The organism is Ornithinibacillus jepli (genome assembly GCF_047228935.1).
In the GTDB taxonomy this organism is placed as follows: Bacteria; Bacillota; Bacilli; order Bacillales; family Amphibacillaceae; genus Ornithinibacillus.
Genome location: NZ_JBFEGG010000010.1, coordinates 17,643 through 37,992 on the forward strand (window position 1 = coordinate 17,643; position 20,350 = coordinate 37,992).

Annotated in this window: 14 protein-coding genes; 13 read left to right on the forward strand and 1 reads right to left on the reverse strand. The window is 37.9% G+C overall.

Going from position 1 to position 20,350, the window contains the following annotated elements:
- Positions 1-13: 13 nt before the first annotated feature.
- From AB1K81_RS18375 to AB1K81_RS18435, 13 genes are all read left to right on the forward strand, one after another.
- A complete protein-coding gene (locus AB1K81_RS18375) occupies positions 14-1,702 on the forward strand; it encodes a serine/threonine protein kinase (protein ID WP_412978114.1) in 1,689 nt (562 codons plus the stop codon).
- A 12-nt stretch (positions 1,703-1,714) separates the two neighbouring features.
- The gene (locus AB1K81_RS18380) at positions 1,715-2,296 is read left to right on the forward strand and encodes a hypothetical protein (RefSeq protein WP_412978115.1); all 582 of its coding nucleotides are present in this window, start codon (positions 1,715-1,717) and stop codon (positions 2,294-2,296) included.
- Positions 2,297-2,329: 33 nt separating this feature from the next.
- Positions 2,330-9,667: an InlB B-repeat-containing protein gene (locus AB1K81_RS18385; protein ID WP_412978116.1), complete on the forward strand. Its 7,338-nt coding sequence runs from the start codon at positions 2,330-2,332 to the stop codon at positions 9,665-9,667.
- Between the two features lie 13 nt (positions 9,668-9,680).
- Positions 9,681-9,935: a hypothetical protein gene (locus AB1K81_RS18390; protein WP_412978117.1), complete on the forward strand. Its 255-nt coding sequence runs from the start codon at positions 9,681-9,683 to the stop codon at positions 9,933-9,935.
- 455 nt (positions 9,936-10,390) lie between these two features.
- Entirely contained in the window at positions 10,391-10,759 is a 369-nt protein-coding gene (locus AB1K81_RS18395; protein WP_412978118.1) for a transcriptional regulator GutM, read from the forward strand.
- A 16-nt stretch (positions 10,760-10,775) separates the two neighbouring features.
- A complete protein-coding gene (gene srlA / locus AB1K81_RS18400) occupies positions 10,776-11,303 on the forward strand; it encodes a PTS glucitol/sorbitol transporter subunit IIC (RefSeq protein WP_412978119.1) in 528 nt (175 codons plus the stop codon).
- A gap of 20 nt (positions 11,304-11,323) precedes the next feature.
- Positions 11,324-12,346 carry a PTS glucitol/sorbitol transporter subunit IIB gene (gene srlE / locus AB1K81_RS18405; RefSeq protein ID WP_412978120.1) on the forward strand — a complete coding sequence of 341 codons (1,023 nt, stop codon included), beginning with the start codon at positions 11,324-11,326 and terminating at the stop codon, positions 12,344-12,346.
- A 24-nt stretch (positions 12,347-12,370) separates the two neighbouring features.
- Positions 12,371-12,736: a PTS glucitol/sorbitol transporter subunit IIA gene (locus AB1K81_RS18410; RefSeq protein WP_412978121.1), complete on the forward strand. Its 366-nt coding sequence runs from the start codon at positions 12,371-12,373 to the stop codon at positions 12,734-12,736.
- A gap of 20 nt (positions 12,737-12,756) precedes the next feature.
- Complete coding sequence (locus tag AB1K81_RS18415; RefSeq protein ID WP_412978122.1) at positions 12,757-14,052, forward strand: NAD(P)H-dependent oxidoreductase; 1,296 nt, start codon at positions 12,757-12,759, stop codon at positions 14,050-14,052.
- Positions 14,053-14,311: 259 nt separating this feature from the next.
- Positions 14,312-16,369: a S9 family peptidase gene (locus AB1K81_RS18420; protein WP_412978123.1), complete on the forward strand. Its 2,058-nt coding sequence runs from the start codon at positions 14,312-14,314 to the stop codon at positions 16,367-16,369.
- A 202-nt stretch (positions 16,370-16,571) separates the two neighbouring features.
- On the forward strand, positions 16,572-16,850 hold the full coding sequence (locus AB1K81_RS18425; RefSeq protein WP_412978138.1) for an ArsR/SmtB family transcription factor: 279 nt from the start codon (positions 16,572-16,574) through the stop codon (positions 16,848-16,850).
- Between the two features lie 74 nt (positions 16,851-16,924).
- Positions 16,925-17,308: a VOC family protein gene (locus tag AB1K81_RS18430; protein WP_412978124.1), complete on the forward strand. Its 384-nt coding sequence runs from the start codon at positions 16,925-16,927 to the stop codon at positions 17,306-17,308.
- Between the two features lie 299 nt (positions 17,309-17,607).
- Positions 17,608-19,308, forward strand: a complete 1,701-nt coding sequence (locus AB1K81_RS18435) for a DUF2207 domain-containing protein (protein WP_412978125.1) — start codon at positions 17,608-17,610, stop codon at positions 19,306-19,308.
- 57 nt (positions 19,309-19,365) lie between these two features.
- Here AB1K81_RS18435 and AB1K81_RS18440 read toward each other — a convergent pair whose 3' ends face one another.
- Entirely contained in the window at positions 19,366-20,349 is a 984-nt protein-coding gene (locus AB1K81_RS18440) for an NAD(P)H-quinone oxidoreductase (protein ID WP_412978126.1), read from the reverse strand.
- Position 20,350 lies beyond the last annotated feature (1 nt).

A 20,350-nucleotide genomic window follows, 5' to 3' on the forward strand; every position in this document is an offset into this window, starting at 1 on the left:
TGGGGAAGTTGTTTTGGCTGAAATAGGTTCTGTAATAGAAGGGAAATATGAAATATTAAAGCTCGTTGGTCGGGGAGGTATGTCCAAAGTATATCTGGCCATGGACAAACGTCTTAATAAACAATGGGCGGTCAAAGAAATCGAAAAAAGCACCCGAGAAAAGAATACGAATGAAGTTGTTATTCAAAGTGCCATTGCAGAAGCTAACTTAATTAAGCGACTTGATCATCCTGCTTTACCTCGAATCGTAGATATCATTGATCGAGATAATGTTATTTATGTCATTATGGATTATATCGAAGGAGAGCCTTTAAGTAAGATTATTGATGAATATGGAGCACAGCCTCAAGAACTGGTTATTGAGTGGGCAAAGCAATTGTGTGAGGTACTTGATTACTTACATACTAGAAAACCATCTATTATTTATCGTGACATGAAACCAGCCAATGTAATGTTAAAGCCAGATGGTAATTTAAAGCTAATTGACTTTGGAATTGCGAGAGAATTTAAAGAAAAGAATTTGGCTGATACAGTAAGTTTAGGAACAAAGGGGTATGCTGCTCCCGAACAATTTGGTGGCAAAGGGCAAACCGATGCCCGGACAGATGTCTATTGCTTAGGTGTGACGCTTTACCATCTTGTTACTGGTCATAATCCAAGTGAGCCTCCTTATGAGTTATACCCGATTCGAAACTGGAATCCTAATCTATCTGGGGGGTTAGAAAAAATTATCCTCAAATGTACACAACTTAATCCAGATGACCGTTACCAATCTTGTGCTGAGTTGCTATATGCTCTAAATCATTACGAAGAGGTAGATGACGAATACCGTGCTAAACAGCAAGCTAAGCTTCGAAAATTTAGTTTCGTTACTGGTGCGGCAATCATTAGTTTAGTTATCGGTATTTTTGGTCAAGTCATGAAGGTTCAAACGGATAACTCAGATTATAGTAGGTATGTTCAACTGGCAGAAAGAGCGACAGCTGAAGGAGAGAAAGTTGATTATTACTTGAATGCAATTGATATAAAGCCAACAGAGAATGATGCGTATTTGGGATTAATTAAGACTTTTCGAAGTGACTTGAATTTCACAGTAGAAGAGGAACAGATTCTCATGAAAAAGGTTACCCCCCATTTAAGTGACCTTAGGGAACAGGAGAATTACGAAGAGCTTGCTTTCGAAATAGGTAAAATCTACTGGTACTATTATGGCTATGGTAAAAATGAATCCAATGATAATCAAGTAACTAGAATGAAAAGCTCAGTCCAATGGTTTGATGATGTCATTCAACATAGTTCAACAGATCAGGATAATTTTGAAATGGCTACGATCTATCAAAGCATTGGGAAGTTCAATGAAGAAATAAATATTCATATCGAAGAAGCGTCAGATAAAGGGATGTACCGGCCATACTGGGATAATTTAAAAGAATTAATTGAGTTGGTTTCCAAAAGTCAAGATGAAAATGAGATTGTGAATCTAGAACTCTATAAATTAACGATGTATTCTATCGAAACGTATGCTAGAAAATTTAAGTCAGATGGGGTTGAAGAAGCAGAAATACGTTCTGTTTTTGACCAAGTTAGGAATAGTACGGAACAAATCTCCGTAACTACTGATAAAACGGAAGCAATGAAAAATGACATTATTGGTCGAATTTCAACGGCTGAAAAAGCCATTGATAATGCGTACCGAAGTTAGGAAGGGATTCGAATGGATGCAACTATATGGCAAATTATTTCCATTGTCGGATATTCCCTATCAGGATTACTATTTCTGGTAGCCATTGTCATGTTTATCAAATTGAATATTCTATCTATCATTGGAGATCTGACTGGAAGAACGGCAGCCAAACAAATTCAGGCAATCCGCGAGGAGAATAGTAGAACAGGTAATAAACGGTTTGCACCGAGTACTTTTAATGCAGAAAGAGGAGAACTAACAGAACCAATTACGAAATCAAAAAAACTTCGAAAGTCTGGTAGCACTTGGAGAATAGGACGTCGCGGTAATACAGGAGAAAATACAGATGAGCTACCAAACAGTACGCAGGTATTGGCAGATGGTACACAGGTACTATCGGAGGGCACACAGGTATTATCAGACGGTACCCAAGTATTAGCAGAAGGCACCCAGGTATTAAATGTTGATAGAACAATAGTAGAAGATAACGGCACAACTGTTTTAGATATTACTCAGGACTTAACGAGCGAAGAGCATCCTTATAATAAACAAGTGGTTGATTTTAAGATAGTGAAGGATGTTAAAATAACCCACACGAATGAGATACTTTAATAAAATCAGAGATAGGAATAGGGAGAGAAATCGATGATTGAAAAGAATAAAGTAAGACTAAATCGTGTTGTAGCAATTTTCCTAGCCTTCATCATGCTCACATATCAGCTGCACTTAGGTTTACCAATTGTAATTGCCCAAGGTGCAGAGGAAGAAGCTTTTACATTACAGATTTTAAATAGTAGTAATCCTGTTGAAGGGGCGATTATAACTGGTAATAAAGATGGAAATGTTGTTGGTGATTCCCGTCAAACAGATGCGAATGGGGAAGTTTTATTTCCAGAAATCACACAAGCAGATTTACAAGGGAATAGTACGTTTGAATTTGTGATGCAAGAACAACCTGAAGAAGAAAATGATCCAATACGTTTTACCATTCATAATACCGATGGAACAACGATGACATACCAATACGATTTGGCGATAGGTGAAGGTGAATTTATTGTTGAGCCAGTAACAGATCCTGGTGCTGGAGAGGGAACAGATCCTAATCCTCCAGAACCTGTATTATATCAAGTTTCCGTTAATCCAATTGGCTCAGGCTCTGGGACAATTAGGATAAATGAAGAAGCTTATGTAGAACCAATTAGGGTGGAGGAAGGTAGTGATGTAAGTATTAATATCCAACCTGCTTCCGATTCTAAAATACAGTCTATTAAAGTGAATGATGTAGCATTAGAGAGTGTTAGTGAAGATGGCTATGAGGGAACTATTACTGCCTCTCAAGATATGGTAATAGAAGTGGAATTTGTAAAGTATTATACGATTACTTTTAATAGTAATAACCAAGGAATAATAGAAGATGAAGATGGTAATCTTATCAATGCATTAGAAGGAACGATAATTACAAGTCAGGGCTCAACACCATCTTTTACAGTTACCCCAAATGAAGGGTACCACGTGGGAGAGATAAAAGTTGATGGTCAAGTTGTTGATTTATCCACCCTAAGAAAAGATGGAAATAGTTATACGTATACTTTTACAGCAGTAGAACAAAACCACACGGTTGAAATTACTTTTTCCATCAATAAGTATAATATTAATGCGGAAACGGTTGACCATGGCGAGATTGCCGTATCTGATACCGTAGTAGAGCATGGAGATAATGTAACGCTAACCCTTACACCAGATGAATATTATCAATTAGAAGCGTTAATCGTTAATGGTGCAGAAGTTGATTTAAATGAAGTAGTTCTAAATGATGATGGGAATTACATTTATACACTGACTAACGTTACGGAAGATTATACGATTAGTGCAGTTTTTGATGAGATTCCTACTATTAACCCTGGAGGGGAATATGTCACTTTTCATACAGAACAGGCACTAAAAGAAGTCCATAATGGGAATGAAATAATTTATATATTGCCCAAAAACGGTGAAGTAAAAATAACTCCTAATGGCGACTACAATAAAATAAGAGTTGGTTTTTTAAACTGGAAAAACGAGAGGGTAATTAGGGAAAATACGACTATTCGAGAGTTAATGGTAAAAAATGGATTGGATATCGTTAGATTTACCCTTGAACCGGAAGTAAAAATTGTTTTTGATACAGAGGCTCCTGAAGTAACAGATATCGTAACAAATGGTGACAATGAATTTTCCCATGAAGGTTCTAAATGGTATAGCGGGAACGTAACCGTATCAGGACAAATTGACAATATAAGTCAAAGTTTTGATGGATACACCTATTCCACTGAAATAGAAAATGTCTATTACGTGAAAGGTAAATGGAATGATCCTGTAAGTACAGAAAACATAGCTACACTTAAAGCAGACAACACGTTTGAATTTCCCGTCTTAGATGAAGAATATAGTGGGTATTATACTGTATGGGCGGTAGATAAATCAGGAAATATTTCTGGACTGAAATATGTCGAAATAAATATTGATAAAACGAATCCATCTTTAATTGATGGTGAAGCAGTAACCTTTGAAGCAGTTAATGATGGAAAAATGGATGGATTTATTAACTTCCTCACTTTCGGAACATTTGCTAAAAAGGCTATTCAAGCTACGGTTCGAGTAGAAGATACTGGTGCTGGAATAAAATCTATTGAGCTCATACCTAATGGTGAAGAGGCCCCAACCATTGAAAAAGAGGAACTAACAAGAAATGGTAAAAAAGCCGAACAGATTTTTACCATTAAATCAGCAAGCTACACTGGCTCCTTCACTGTGGAAGTTACAGATAACTTGAATCATACTGAGAGATATATAGTATCTGTCGAAAATTCCAACATCCTAGCAAATAATAGTGGAATTATCATGATGGAAGAGGTTGTACCGGAAGCATCCATTTCACTGACTCCAAGTCCAGATTATGTAGAGCAAGATACGTATAAAAAGTACTTTGATCAGGATGTATCTTTTTCGATTATTGCCAAGGACCAAGATTCCGGAGTAGGTAATGTTACTATTCTTGTGAATAATGAGGAATTTGTCAACGAGAGCTTCACTTCTGAGAAAACTTTAGAAGCATCTTATAACATCTCAACAGCAAATTTCACTAGTGAAAATGGCGAATATAATGTTGAAGTACTTGTGACTGATAACGCTGGTAACATATTTGAGACAAATGAAACTGTATATGTGGATAAAACGAGTCCGGTTATTAAGGGAATCGCTTTAGGAACAATAGATGGTGAATTTTTAATTGACAACGAAGAAGCGCTTGAAGAATATGTAGAGCTCACCGAGTATGGTTACTACTTTAAAAAGCCTATTGAAGTGACTGTCATGGCATCAGATGAAAAGGGAGAAAATGAAGCAGCTAGTGGAGTACAGTCCATGATAATCTACTTAAAAGCCCATGCAGAGGATATTTATTATTCTGTAGACGAAAATGGGACGATTGAGGAGATTCGAGCTGAAGATTTTGAAGTAAATCAATTACCTTCCATTCCAACAGAAGGAGAATTCAAGTTCGCTGCCCCGGAAAACTTTAAAGGACAGATTATCGCAAAAGCTATTGATAATGTGGAGAACATTGGTGCATTTGAGAGCATCCGAGGAACCATTGTCGAAAGTCCTACACAACATGAAATGGAAGAACATATTGAAATGTCTATTGGGAAGAGTTCAACCGGAGTGGACTTCAATGGGAAAGACTTATACGACGGAGATGTTGATATCGATTTAACCGTTAAGGATACGTACTCTGGAATTGAGAAGATTGAATGGACGGTTGAAGCCCCATTTGATACTGGAAATAATCAAAGTGGTACACTCACAATCAATAATGATGGTTCCTTTAAAAAGGGTAGTGATTCAGAAGGATGGGATCCTACCAAAACAGATCAAAACCTCGTAACAGAGATGGTGAAAACACTAAACGTCAACCATAATAGTAATGATATTGTTATTCATGTCAAAATGACGGATCTAGCAGGTAACATATCGGAAGAAGAACTTACATTTAGTATTGATAAAACAGCTCCAGAAATTAAAATTGAATACGATTATAACGATTCAGACGAAGAAAATGATTATATTTATCCAGAAGGTCGAGTGGCAACAATTACCATTACAGAGCGTAATTTTGATCCAGAAGATGTCTTGGTAGATATCATCAATGAATCTGGAGGAGAGGTTCCAGTCATCAGTCAATGGACGACTACTTATCCAGAAGAAGGAAAGAACCCGGATTTGACGACTCATGTTGCAACTATCAATTTTGATCAAGATGGGGTTTATACTTTCACGATGTCTTATAAAGACAATGCTGGAAATGAAGCACAGCCGATGGAGACTGATAAATTTATTATTGATAAAAAGGCTCCCGAAGTGAGTGTGACCTATGATAATAACGATGGAGCAAATGGTAATTATTATAAGAAGGAAAGAACAGCAACAATAGAAGTTCGTGAAATTAACTTTGATGAAAAACGCTTTGCTTTCAAGGATACCATGCCAAGTAGCAAGGATTTTCCTGTTTTAAGTGAATGGGTGGAAGTACAGCCAGGTGTTCATCAAGCTACAGTCTCCTTTACTGAAGATAATTACTATGAATACGATATCGAAGTGTCGGATAAAGCTGGCAACAAAATGAGTGAGGAAGCTTTTGCTGTTGAGCAATTCTATATCGACAAGACTGCTGCGGTATTAGCAGATGGCGATGATGACGATGACTACGCGATAACCTTTGAGCAAAAGAATGATGGCTTTTTTGCGAAATTAATTAACCATGTCTCTTTTGGTACGTTCTTTAATAAGGAAGTTCATATTACGATAGACGGTAAGGATGAATCGTCCGGTGTTGAGTCAATTGAGCTTGTATCAAGTGATGGAGTGATTATTGAGCATGAGGAGTTTTCCGTTGATGAAGATAATTTAACGGCAAGAGCAGAATATGTATTAGATGTGGATCAATTCAACGATTCCTTCCAAGTAACGCTTACAGACCTTGCTCATAACGTTGAAACTTATGATGTAAACCATGAAAATTCCAATATTGTCTCTGAAACTAACAATCATATTGTGGTCGAGAAAGAAAAACCAAAAGTAGGCATTACTGTTGTACCAGATGAAAACGTATCCTCATATAAAAATCAGTACAGTGGGGATGTTACGTTTGAAATCAAAACGTCTGATGTGGATTCTGGTGTCGCAACAGTTAGCATTGATGTGAATGGAAAAACATATAAGTATGATTATACCGATTTAGCAGAATTGCAAAGTAATAAAGCCTATGAGATTAACACAAAAGATGTCGGAATAAAAGATGATGGTTCTTACGATATTTCCGTTGAGGTGTTTGATAATGCGGGTAACAAAGAAACAACCTCTCGCAAAATCTATATTGATAGAACGGAACCAATAATTACGAAATTTGAATTCTCTCCAGTTGGTAAAAGTTTTACAACAATAGAGGAAACGGAGAACCTAGGTTCCTCATTGGAATTAACTGAATATGGATATTACTTTAAAGAGAGAACACAGGTAAGAATTAGTGCGGAGGATCCAGGGGTTAGTAAGGAATTTACTAGTGGTGTTCAGTCGATTACTGTCTATCTAAAAGACTATGACAATGGTAAATATTATGCCGTTCTAAAAGATGGTTCTGTGAAAGAGATTAAAGAGTCTGGGATTAAGTCAATCGCACCAATAATGACCAAGAACCATCTGGTCTTTACCGTTCCACAATCCTTTAAAGGACAAATCTTTGCCCAAGCAACGGATTTCGTTGACAATATGGGAGCTTATTATGCACCGGATGGGACGATTGTGGAAAGCAGTGGACAGCACGTAAAAGAAACACATATCAAATTTGATAAATCAAAAGCTCCATTTAAAGATAATAATGGTAAAGATCTTTATTCCAGTAATGTAGATATTGAATTAACCGTTACAGATACTTACTCTGGCATAAGTGAAATTGAATGGTCTGTCGTTGCGCCGTACGATACTGCTAACAATCAACATGGTAGTCTAAAGTTAAATAATAATCATACGTATGCAAAAGACAGTAATACAAAAGGGTGGAAACAGACCAAAAGGGATAAAAACCTTGTCACAGAAATGAAGAAAACTATTACCGTTAATAATAATAGTAATGACATCAAGGTGAAAGTAAAGATGACAGACCGATCTGGACATACATCTGAAGAAGAAATTACATTCAGTATAGATAAGACAGCACCAGCAATTAATGTAGTTTATGATAATAATTCTCCAGATCCAGAACATCCGGATTTTTATAATGAAAACCGGACAGCAACGATTACGATTACAGAAAGAAACTTTAACCCAGAAGATGTAGAATATTTGATAACAAATACTGACCGAGTTGTTCCGGTTATAAGTGGTTGGTCTAGTCGAATTGACAGAACTAATCCGGATTTATCTACCCATACGGCAACGATAAGCTATACACAAGATGGGGATTATACATTCGATATATCATTTAAGGATATTGCTGGAAATCAGGCTGCTGCCTATGCGCAGGATTCCTTTACGATTGATAAGACGAAGCCAGTGATTAATGTTGCTTATGATACGAATAATGCAATGAATGGAAATTACTTTAATACAGCAAGAACAGCAACGATTTCTGTAACAGAGCATAATTTTGATCCAAGTCGCATTGTCATTACTGGAACTGCGATGGATGATGGTAATGAAGTTGCTTTTCCTACCATTAATGGTTGGGCATCGAATGGAGATGTACACACGGCAATGATTGCATACCAAACCGATGCTTTATACAGCTTTGACATAGACTATATGGATATGGCAGGAAATCTAGCAGATGATTTCGCGCCACAAGAATTCTATGTTGATTTAACAGAACCAGAATTATCTATTACTGGAGTAGAGGATTTGTCTGCTAATAATGGGGAAGTGGCTCCTGTTATCACTTATTCGGATACAAACTTTGATGAAAATGGTGTAACGATTGAGTTAGTAGGAGCAAATAGAGGACCGGTGGATATAGAAGGAAGTTTTTCCGATAGTACCAATGGTCAAGTATTTACATTTGATAACTTCGCAGAATTGAAGGAAAATGATGATCTATACACGCTATCAGCAACCATTGTGGACTTAGCGGGAAATGAGAAGCGTGAAGAAATTCGTTTCTCCGTCAATCGTTTTGGATCTGTTTATGTCTTTGATGAATCATTAGAAAAAATAGTAGGTAAGTTTGTTCAAGAGGAGCAAGATATTATCTTAACCGAAACGAACGTGGATCGTTTAATTGATGGTTCCATTTCTATTAAAATGATGCATAATGGTTCTCCTACTGACCTAGTAGAAGGAGAGGACTATACAGTTACAGAGACGAGTGGCCAAGGCCAATGGAGTCAGTACACGTATACGATTCATAAGGAACTTTTTGAAGGGGATGGAAGATACAGCATTGCTATCTATTCGGAAGATAAAGCAGGTAATATCAATGAGAATATTGATGAAACAAAACGAGCCGAAATTTCATTTGGTATTGATAAAACCAATCCAGTTATTGCCCCTATTGACATTGAAGATGATAAACAATATCCAGTTGATGTTAAGACAGCAACGATTTCCATTAAGGACAACTTAGTTCTAGATCAAGTAAAAATTAATCTAAACGACGAAGAAGTAGACTTTATCGTTGATGGTGATAATTATTCGTTTGAAATACCAAATTCCAATTCTACTCAAGATGTAGTAATTGTTGCTACTGACGCGGCTGGGAATGAACTAACTACGGAAGTAAATGACATACTTGTAACCACTAATCTATTCGTACGCTGGTACAATAATAAACCTTTATTTTACGGGTCCCTTGGAGGCGTTGGTGCCCTTAGTTCAGCAGCAGTTGGTTACTACGTATTTAGAAGGAATGGCAAGATAGTAACCGAAGAAATCATGGAAGATAAAGTAGGTTAAGGAGGAATACAACATGTTAGAAGAATTAACTTCTCTTACAAACTTACTTATTATTGCTAGTATCATCTTGAATATGATCATCATCATCATGATTAGTAAGAATAAGTCATCTGTTAGACAGAACAGTGGGGATCCTATACAGAATACGAATACTACTTCAAAGCAAATACAAGGAATGGAAGTGGGAGTAGTATTCTGCCGTACCTGTGGCAACCAATATGATTCTACAGATAAAAGCTGCCCGAATTGTAAGACTACTAGGGTGTAGAAATGAAACTAAAACAAGGTAAAGGTTCTCTTGTTTCATTTGTGCTAATCCGATAGTGTGTTTGAAAAGTAAAGGAAATATGATAAAAATCGCTCATAACTGGGCGATTTTTTTTATTCATAGGCTTATATTATTGCGGTATAACCATAAGTCTACTCACCAAACTAATCAGCCATGATAGTTTGTGCTCTTATTAATTGATGTCTTTTAATTGTGTATCTACGTAACGATTGGCCGGTTTGACTAGATACGTTGAGCAAACATTGGCTTATCACGAAGCTATGCGACATCATCTTTAAAATATTTTCGAACCTTTTTCTTTTGAAACACCCAAGAATATTTTTGAATTTTAAATTATTAGAATTTTTATAAAAATATAATTGACAGTAAGCGTTTTCAATAATACAATGTTTACAAAAGTAATTAACTAGAACAAATGTAAAGGAGAGGTTTTAATGTGGGGAACGATCATTGTGGTATTTGCTTTATTATGGGTTGTTCAAATTATTCTTTCCGTCGTTCAAATGAAGCATTACCAGAAGACCATTAAAGAAATGAGTAAGCATAGTTCTGGTTACTTAGGAGTGGGGGTGGATAAACGAAAATTAGGAGTAGGGACAGTTGTAGTTATTGTATGCAATAAAAATGGAATGATTATCGATAGTAAAAAAATGCATGGTGTAACCGTCTTTCAACGATTTTCCAATTATGAAAATCTACTAAACATGCATATTAACAAAATTGTGTTCAATCAAAAGGATAAATTACAGCATGCTACCAATATGGCTATTGATAATATTCGAAAACAGATTCAAGCCAATTAATTAGGAGGGGAAATGGATGGATTTTTTGGTCAAGTTAGCAGAAGGATTTATTGGAATGTTTCAAGCTGGAGGAGAAACATTCATGGGGCTCGTAACGGGTATCATTCCGACGCTTGTTGTTCTCATTACATTTATTAATGCTTTAATTCACTTAATCGGGGAAGATAGGATTAATCGATTAGCCCAAAAAAGTACAAAGAACATGATATTACGTTATACCGTATTTCCGGTATTAGCAGTATTCTTCCTTACTAATCCAATGGCCTACACGTTCGGAAAGTTTCTACCAGAAAATCAAAAGCCCGCATTCTATGATTCTGCCGTTTCTTTTGTACATCCAATCACAGGTCTATTTCCACATGCAAACGCAGCCGAATTGTTTGTGTACTTAGGTATTGCTGCCGGAATTACAGAGCTAGGGTTATCGTTAGGACCACTTGCAATCCGATTTTTCTTAGTTGGTGTTATTGTGATACTAATTCGTGGTATTGTTACCGAGATTCTAACAAATAGAATGATGAATAAAAGAGAATTAGAAGGTTAATTTCGGGGGAGGGAAAGGACATGAGTTCATATCAAGCGGTTAAAGTATCGAAGGGATCGAATGGATGGGGTGGACCACTTACAATTCTCCCAACAGATAAGAAAAAATATATCGTTTCTGTTACAGGTGGGGGAATCCATCCAATAGCCGAGCAAATAGCTGAAATGACTGGTGGTGAAGCTGTTGATGGTTTCGCTACTAAGATTGAAAGTGATGAAATGGCATGTGTAGTCATTGACTGTGGTGGGACAGCAAGATGTGGAGTTTACCCAAAGATGGGAGTATTGACTATCAATATAACACCTACACCACCATCAGGACCTTTAATGAAGTTTATTAAAGAGGATAACTTTGTTTCTGGTGTAAAGAAGCAAACGATAACTGCCATTGATCATAGTGAAGTAGCAGCTACAGAAGCATCTCCAAACGAAGACCCCGAAGAAAAACGCACACCTCAGGAAATAAAAGAACAAGCAAAACAAAAAGCCGCTCAGTACAAGCAACCGAAGAAGAAAGCAAACATTCTTGAAAGGATTGGTCGAGGCGTTGGAGGAGTAGTAAATGTCTTCTATCAAGCCGGAAGAGAAACAATCGAACAAATTATTAAAAACATTCTTCCTTTTATGGCCTTTGTCAGTACGATTATTGGAATCATTACCTTTACAGGTATTGGAGATATCATCGCAAACTTTGTTTCCCCGTTGGCAGGTAATATCTGGGGACTGTTAATTTTATCCGTAATTTGTGCGGTTCCAATATTATCACCATTACTTGGACCAGGAGCCGTCATTGCTCAGGTTGTTGGTGTTTTAGTTGGTGTAGAAATAGGAAAAGGAAATATTCCGCCGCAATTAGCATTACCAGCCTTGTTTGCTATTAACCCACAGGTAGGAGCGGACTTTGTACCAGTAGGGTTGACTTTAGGAGAGGCTAAGCCTGAGACGATTGAAGTAGGGGTACCTGCAGTTCTAATCTCTCGTCAATTCACTGGACCAATTGCTGTAATTATTGCTTACGTATTTAGTTTTGGATTATATTCATAATATTTAGATGTTGGAGGTAATAGCATGACAGTCATCTACGAATCTATTATTACGAAGATCGGTAGTGACGTTTCCGATTTAATGGATGAAAATATGCTGATTCTATTTAATGATACCGTTCCTGAAGAATTAGAAACAATTTCTGTTATTCATAAGCAAGGTCCAATACTTGGCTTGGTAGAAAAAGGTGACTATTTATATTTTAACGGTGAGGGATTTGAAATTCTTTACGTTGGAGAGAAAGTCAACGAAACACTACAAGAATTAGGACATTGCACAGTGAAATTTTCTAATGAAATAGGTGAAGAATTACCAGGCACCATATGTGTGGAGAAGAGATTGGTACCTACGTTAGCGGAAAATATGACAGTGAGATTTGTAAAACGATAACTAGATTTAGGAGTGGAATCATGTTAGGGATTAACAGAAAATTAGTAGATTACGAAAACCAAGGGAAATATATACGAGTTGGGCTTGTAGGAGCAGGTCAAATGGGGAGAGGGATGGTCTCCCAAATTGAAGGAATGAAAGGCATTAGAGTTGTTGCATTAGCGGATATTGATATAGAAAATGCAAGAAATGCCTATTTAAAAGCGGATATCCATTTAACAGATATTGTAGAAACTGATGTGCTTGAAAAGGCTAATATAGCTATTTCTAGTGATAAGGTCGTAGCTACGACTAATGCGAACCTTGTCACAAGAATTCCCGAAGTAGATGTTGTGGTTGAGGCAACAGGTATACCGAATGTTGGTGCCGTTGTTGCGTCGAGTGCAATCCTTAATAGAAAGCATGTTGTAATGCTTAATGTAGAGACAGATGTTACCGTGGGGCCGTTCTTAAAGAAAATGGCGGATGCAGTAGGTGTTGTCTACACTGGCTCAGCTGGTGATGAGCCAGGAGCAATTATGGAGCTATTTGATTTTGCTGATGCAGTAGGTTTTGAGGTTGTTGCTTTAGGAAAGGGAAAAAATAATAAGCTGAACCATGAAGCAAACCCTGAAACGGCAAGGGAGGAAGCTATTCAAAAAGGTGCAAGTCCCAAAATGTTAGCTTCCTTCCAGGATGGTACAAAGACGATGGTTGAAATGACTGCCGTAGCAAATGCAACTGGCTTTGTACCAGATATTGATGGCATGCATGGTCCGACTGCTACTGTTAAGGAGCTTCCATCTGTCATCATTCCTAAAGAGGATGGGGGAATCCTTTCCCGAAAGAGAGTAGTGGAATATGTAAATGGTGTTGCTCCTGGGGTCTTTGCGATTATTAAAACAAATCATCCAGAAGTGGATCATGAACTTCAATATTTAAAGTTGGGTGAGGGTCCTTATTATGTCCTTTACCGCCCATATCATCTAGCAAGTCTTGAAACACCGTTATCCATCGCAAAAGCCTATTTTGATGGCTCTCCGACCATAGCACCTTGGTACGGGAATGTAGCTGAGGCAGTAGCTGTTGCGAAGAAGGACTTAAAGGAAGGGGAATATCTTGATAACATTGGTGGATTCACAACCTATGCAACCATCCTTACAAGAGAACAAGCAGTAAAAGAAAATGCGCTTCCAATTGGTCTTGTAGACCAGCATATTGTCATGACAAGAGCGGTTAAAAAAGGTGAGATCATTACGTATGATTCCATTCATCAAACGAAGCCTTCCACAATATGGTCACTTCGGGAATTACAAGATAACGGCTTAATAATCTAGTAACTAATTCAGCGAATAAGGCAATACGAAAGAGAGACGGTTCAGCATAAGTTGAGGGTTAAACCGTCTCTCTTTTTAGTTCTTGTTCTAGTGAAGATGAACAAATCATCGCAGTTATATACACATATTACCAGCGACAAGTTTAAAGTGTTTGCTCCATGGTATCCATATTTTCATCCCCCCATCGAATTCCCTAAAAAAAGAGGATTTACCAACCCCAATCACGAAAATAATATATACAAAGAAAAGGGGGAAGCCTATGAAACCACCTATAGCAAAACGCATACCACATCTCCATGAAATACATGGCGATGTTCGCGAAGATGATTATTATTGGTTAAGAGACCGAAACAATCCGGAGGTCATTCAGTATCTAGAGGAAGAAAATCGATATTACGATGAAATCATGCGACCACTGGAAGAACAAACAGAACAAATCTATCAAAGTATGGTAGAACGTGTTCCGGAATCAGAAGAGCAAGTTCCTCTGCAGCATGGGCCATTTTTCTACTACTCCCGCATGGATAAAAGCAAGCAATATCCAATCTATGCGCGGAAGAAGGCGGAAAATCGTGAAAAGTTGTCTGATGCGCAAGAAGAAGTAGTGCTCGATTTAAATGAACTAGCCGTAGATGGTGAATTTTTGAGTGTCACATTACAACGCTTGAATAACGATCATAATAGACTCGCTTATTTGGAAAACCGTGATGGTACAGATCGATATACCATCTATATAAAGGACTTAGAAACTGGGGAGCTACTACCTGACCAGATTCCGGATGTCTATTTATTTTCTAGTTTGGAATGGAGCAAGTGTGGGAACTATATTTTTTATATTACCGTAGATGAAAATCAACGCCCCTACCGGCTATGGAGGCATCGATTGGGTACTGATGTGGAAAGTGATGAGCTATTATATGAAGAAAGCGATTCGACGTTTACGTTATACATCACGAAATCCCAAAGTGGGAAATTTATTTTTGTCCTTTCCAGATCGAAAACGACGAGTGAAGTCCGTTTATTAGATGCGAACGCTCCGTTATCTTCTTTACAATTATTTGATGAGCGTAGAGAGGGGATAGAATATGGTCTTGACCATTGGGGAGATGAGCTACTCATTATGACAAATGAGGGAGCGACTAATTTTCAGTTGCTTCGTTGTCCACTGAATGATTTTGACTCACGAGTGGTGCTGATTGAGCATAGTGAGGAACGCTATCTTCAAGGGGTGTACCCGTTCCGAAATGCATTAATTATTTTTGGAAGAGAAAAAGGTTTGACACAACTTTGGGTGCTGAAGGACAAAGAGTTGAAGCGGATTACTTGGGATGAGTCGCTTTATTCTGTATCGATTTCTTCCCGTCAAAGCTATGAGGCAGAAGAAGTTTTGATTCAGTATGAGTCCTTACTTACGCCTAAATCTACATATGGGTTGAACCTACTAACTGGAGAGAAGCAATGCTTACAAGTTGCCCCCGTGAATGGGCAATATGAAAAGTCCTTATACCGTCAAGAATATTTGTGGGCGGTCGCAGAGGATGGAGTTAAAATACCGATGACAGTCGTTTATCGAGAAGGAGCATTTGAAGAAGGACCTGCTCCGTTAATTCTGTCTGGGTATGGCTCGTATGGAGCAAATAGTGATCCGCGTTTTGACCCATATCGTCTCCCGCTCTTGGACAAGGGTATTGTATTTGTGACAGCGCAAGTTCGTGGTGGCTCGGAGATGGGTCATAGTTGGTACGAGGACGGAAAAATGCAGAAAAAGCGAAACACATTCACTGATTTTATCGCTGCTGCAAACCATTTGATTGAAAACGGCTATACAACACCAAGTCAAATGGCAGCTCGAGGGGGCAGTGCAGGTGGGTTACTCGTAGGCGCAGTTGCTAATATGTCTAGCGACTTGTTTCAAGTCATCGTGGCACAGGTTCCATTCGTCGATGTCGTGACAACTATGCTCGACTCTACCATTCCACTGACTACTCTAGAATGGAACGAATGGGGAAATCCTCAAAATCAAGAAGACTATTTCTATATGAAGTCGTATAGTCCATATGACAATGTAGAAGCGAAAGATTATCCGCATATGTATGTGACAACTGGTTTGAATGATCCGAGAGTTGCTTATTGGGAACCGGCTAAATGGGTTTCGCGTTTAAGAGCACTGAAAACCGATCATCATATCCTAGTGCTCAAAACGAACATGGCTGCGGGACATTCCGGTCCATCTGGACGCTTTAATCATTTAAAGGAATCTGCCGCTTGTTATGCGTTTATATTGGATAAGATTGGAACAAATCCCTTGTCCCAGTGAAATAGATAATAGTCCAGAACATTAATTAATTGCCTCATTCTGAGCGATCCAAATATAAAGCATTAATCAATTTTTTTGGTTAATGCTTTTTGTTATTATATGGCACTGATACTGAAGGGCTGTTGTAAATACGAAGATTTATTATTCAACATATGGTTGCATAACTTTGACAAGCAACCAAAAAGTTGCATATACTCGATCTATGAATAAACATAACGACAACATATTCAAAGCGCTTAGTGACTCGACACGGAGGCTAATATTGGACGAGCTGTCCGATCGTAATGAGCTGACATTATATGAACTTACCGTTCGTCTGATGATGAAGCATGACCTGTCCATTTCGCGCCAGGCAATAGCGAAACACCTTAATATTTTGGAGGAAGCTGGGCTTGTTCAATCAAAGCGGAAGGGAAAATATCGTGTACTTATTTTCCATAATGAACCATTGAAAGATTTATTGAAAGGGTGGGTAGAGTAAAGCTTGTCCATAATTAATGAAGAAGATGAGTGTAGAAAGAATGCTAACTGGCTAATAAAGGAGGAAGTAACACGATGGAAATAATCGTAACGAGTTTATTTGTAGATGATCAAGACAAAGCACTAAAGTTCTATACCGAAAAGCTGGGATTTATAAAGAAGCATGACGTTCCCACGGGGAAATTTAGATGGATTACAGTTGTTTCACCGAATAATCCTGAAGGTACTGAACTATTACTCGAACCGAATGAGCATCCTGCTGCTCAAGATTATCAAAAGCGGATTGTTGCAGAGGGGATTCCCGCGACGATGTTTGGGGTAGCTGATGTACAAAAAGAGTATGACCGGTTATCGGAACTCGGTGTAGAGTTTACGATGAAGCCAACAAAGATGGGGAATATGACGATAGCTGTATTCGATGATACTTGTGGGAATTTAATTCAGATTATGGAGCAGTGATATTAGTTAGAAGATGAATGATGGAATAATGGATAAGCGCAAAATGTTCAAATCAGCTTACAGAAAATAGTAACCGACTTTCACACGATCAAAGTGGAAAATGGATTACTTCTATTAAGGTCTTGCATAATAAAGGCTGCTATTTTTCATGCAGTATGATCTCTTAGAATGAGTGTTACAGCACTCATTCTATTTTTATTTTGTTTAGATTATAATAGATTATTACATATACTTCTACCTACATCTTCCTGAAACCAAATACCCCAACCATTCGTATATACACTAAAGGAGTTGCTTTTATGAAAAAACTTGCAAGTATACTTATTTTCTTATCTTCACTTCTCATTCTTGTCCAACCAGCCTTTGCAGATGTTGAATATACCATTAAAGATGTTCAAATAAATGCATATTTAAAGGGAAATGGGGATGTTGAAGTAAAGGAAAGGTTCACATATTATTTTGAAGATGATTTTAATGGAATTACCCGCACGATCATTCCGAAAAAGGGTACATCTATTAAAGACTTTGTGGCAAGTGAAGATGGAAAATCACTGAATGTAGAAACGGACGATAACGTATATAAAATTTACCGTAGTGGTAAAGAGGAAACGGTAACGGTCGACTTGAACTATACCATTCTTAATGGAGTAGAGGTATATCCAGATGTCGCCCAGTTCTACTGGCCGTTTTTTGATAGTAGTAATGAATCGGAGTACGAGAACATGACGATATATGTGCATCCACCTAGTGAAACGGATAATGTTACCGCTTATGGTTACGATGAAGCGTATGATACAGCAGAAGTTTCACAAGAAGGGGTGGCTATTTTTTCCTTAGGTCATGTGAGGGACGAGAAGAATGGGGACATTCGGGTAGTCTATGATGCTACTCAATTTAGTGCTGCATCATTAACAAGTGAAAACATGATGCGAGATTCAATTGAGGCAGAAATAACCAATACTGAAGCGGAAATAGCTTTGTTTCAAGAGCGGACTGAGTGGCTAAATAGTGTTGCTCCTTATGTTATTGGGCTATTTGGAGTTTATTTTATAATATTGCTCTTGGTAAGTATACGGCAAAAAGTGGAACTAAGACATTATGTACAACGCCGATTAAAACAGGACTTGAGTGTACCGAAACTTGAAATGAGCTTACCCGCAACAATACTTTATACAAGTCCATTCACACCGAGTAACCAGTTACTTACCACCTCCTTATTAGAATTAGTTCGAAAAGGTTATGTGCAATCAGACAAGGAAGAGGAGTTCTTGTTAGTAAATCGTCATACAGAGTATGAGCATGAGCGATTATTAATAGAATTCTTGTTTGATAAAATTGGTGATAGTACAACATTTCGATTTGAAGATTTAAAAGCATTTACGGAGAAAAAATCAAATCATAATGATTACAACGAACAAGTTCAAACATGGTTAAATGCAATTCGAGAGGAATTACAATCGAATAAGCTCACCCAATCAAAAGCGGGCTTTCGATGGACAGTTGCGATCTCTAGTCTGCTGCTAATTCCATTTTGCATTTATTTAGGAATGCACGAATTGTTTATGTGGATGTTCTTTTCTATTATCCTTATGTTTTGCTTACTCGCATTTAGTATTTTTCATAATCCGAGAACGTTAAATGGTGCTGTCATATGGGAACAATGGAAACATTTTAAAAAGGGTGTTGGTGAACTGCCATCTAGTCAGTGGTCAAAGTGGAGTGAAGATGACCAAATCTTGGCGATAAATTACACCCATGGTATAGGTGATAAAAGAATAATTGAACGAAGTAAAATACTTTTTAATCAAATTAATAACACATCTAGTTCGAGCATGGATACAACAAACATTATGCTATTCTTTCTTATTGCAACATCAGCTAATCAACACTTCGGCCAAGCAGATACTGCAGTAGCCGCAACGACTTCGACTGGTTCTTCAACTACAGTAGGGACTGGTACAGGTGTAGGCGGTGGTGGTGGCGGATCGGGTGCGTTTTAATAAAGTGGGGCGAAAAGCCCCACAAGCATGATGATTTTCTTGTTGAGTACCTAATAATTAGCTAGATGAATCGACTTTTAAGATTATTTTTCCTATGTTTTTATTTTGTTCCATGTATAGATGTGCGTGTTGAATTTCCTCAAAAGCAAAAACACGGTCAATAATTGGTTGAAGTTGTTTCGTCTTAAATAGTTCTAAAGCAGCTGTCATAAAATCAGCAGTTAGTTTTTCCTTATACTGATCACTTCTTGGGGTAAGCAATGTGCCTGTTAGCTGGATTCGTTTGTTCATGATATCCATCAAATTAACTTCTTTCTTTGCTCCCCCTAATATGCCAATCAATACCCAGCGCCCGTCTACCTTAATGCTGGAGAGATTTTTTTCCCAATAGGATGCGCCGACAAAGTCCAGGATCAAATCAACACCTTGACCGTTCGTGACTTGTACTACTTCCTCGGAAAAATCACTTTCCTTATAATTAATACAGTAGTCTGCTCCTAATGACCGAGCAAAATCTAGCTTTTCTTTTGAGCCAGCAGTCGTGATGACGTTCGCCAAGGCAATTTGTTTCGCCAATTGAATTGCTGCAGTTCCAACTCCACTTCCACCAGCATGAATGAGTACGGTTTCGCCCTTTTTTAAATGTCCTAACCAAAATAGCGTTTGATAAGCAGTTAAAAATACTTCCGGGATTGCTGCAGCCTCTTCAAATGATAAGCCTTCTGGAATGACCATTGCCCGTTCAGCAGGCATGATCGCATATTCTGCATATCCACCACCATTTACAAGCCCCATCACGCTAGTACCGACTTTAACTTCTGTGTTCGGTCCAGTTTGTTCCACAATCCCTGCTACTTCTATTCCTAGCACTGGATTTTTTAAATAACCTGATTGGCCTTCTCGATTGATTATATCTGAACGATTAATCGCCGCAGCTTTTACTTTAACTAACAATTCTCCTTCACCGGGTTCGGGTTTTGGCCAATCTGTTACATGTAATTGTTCCGCCCCACCCGGTTGTTTTGTGATAATTGCCTTCATA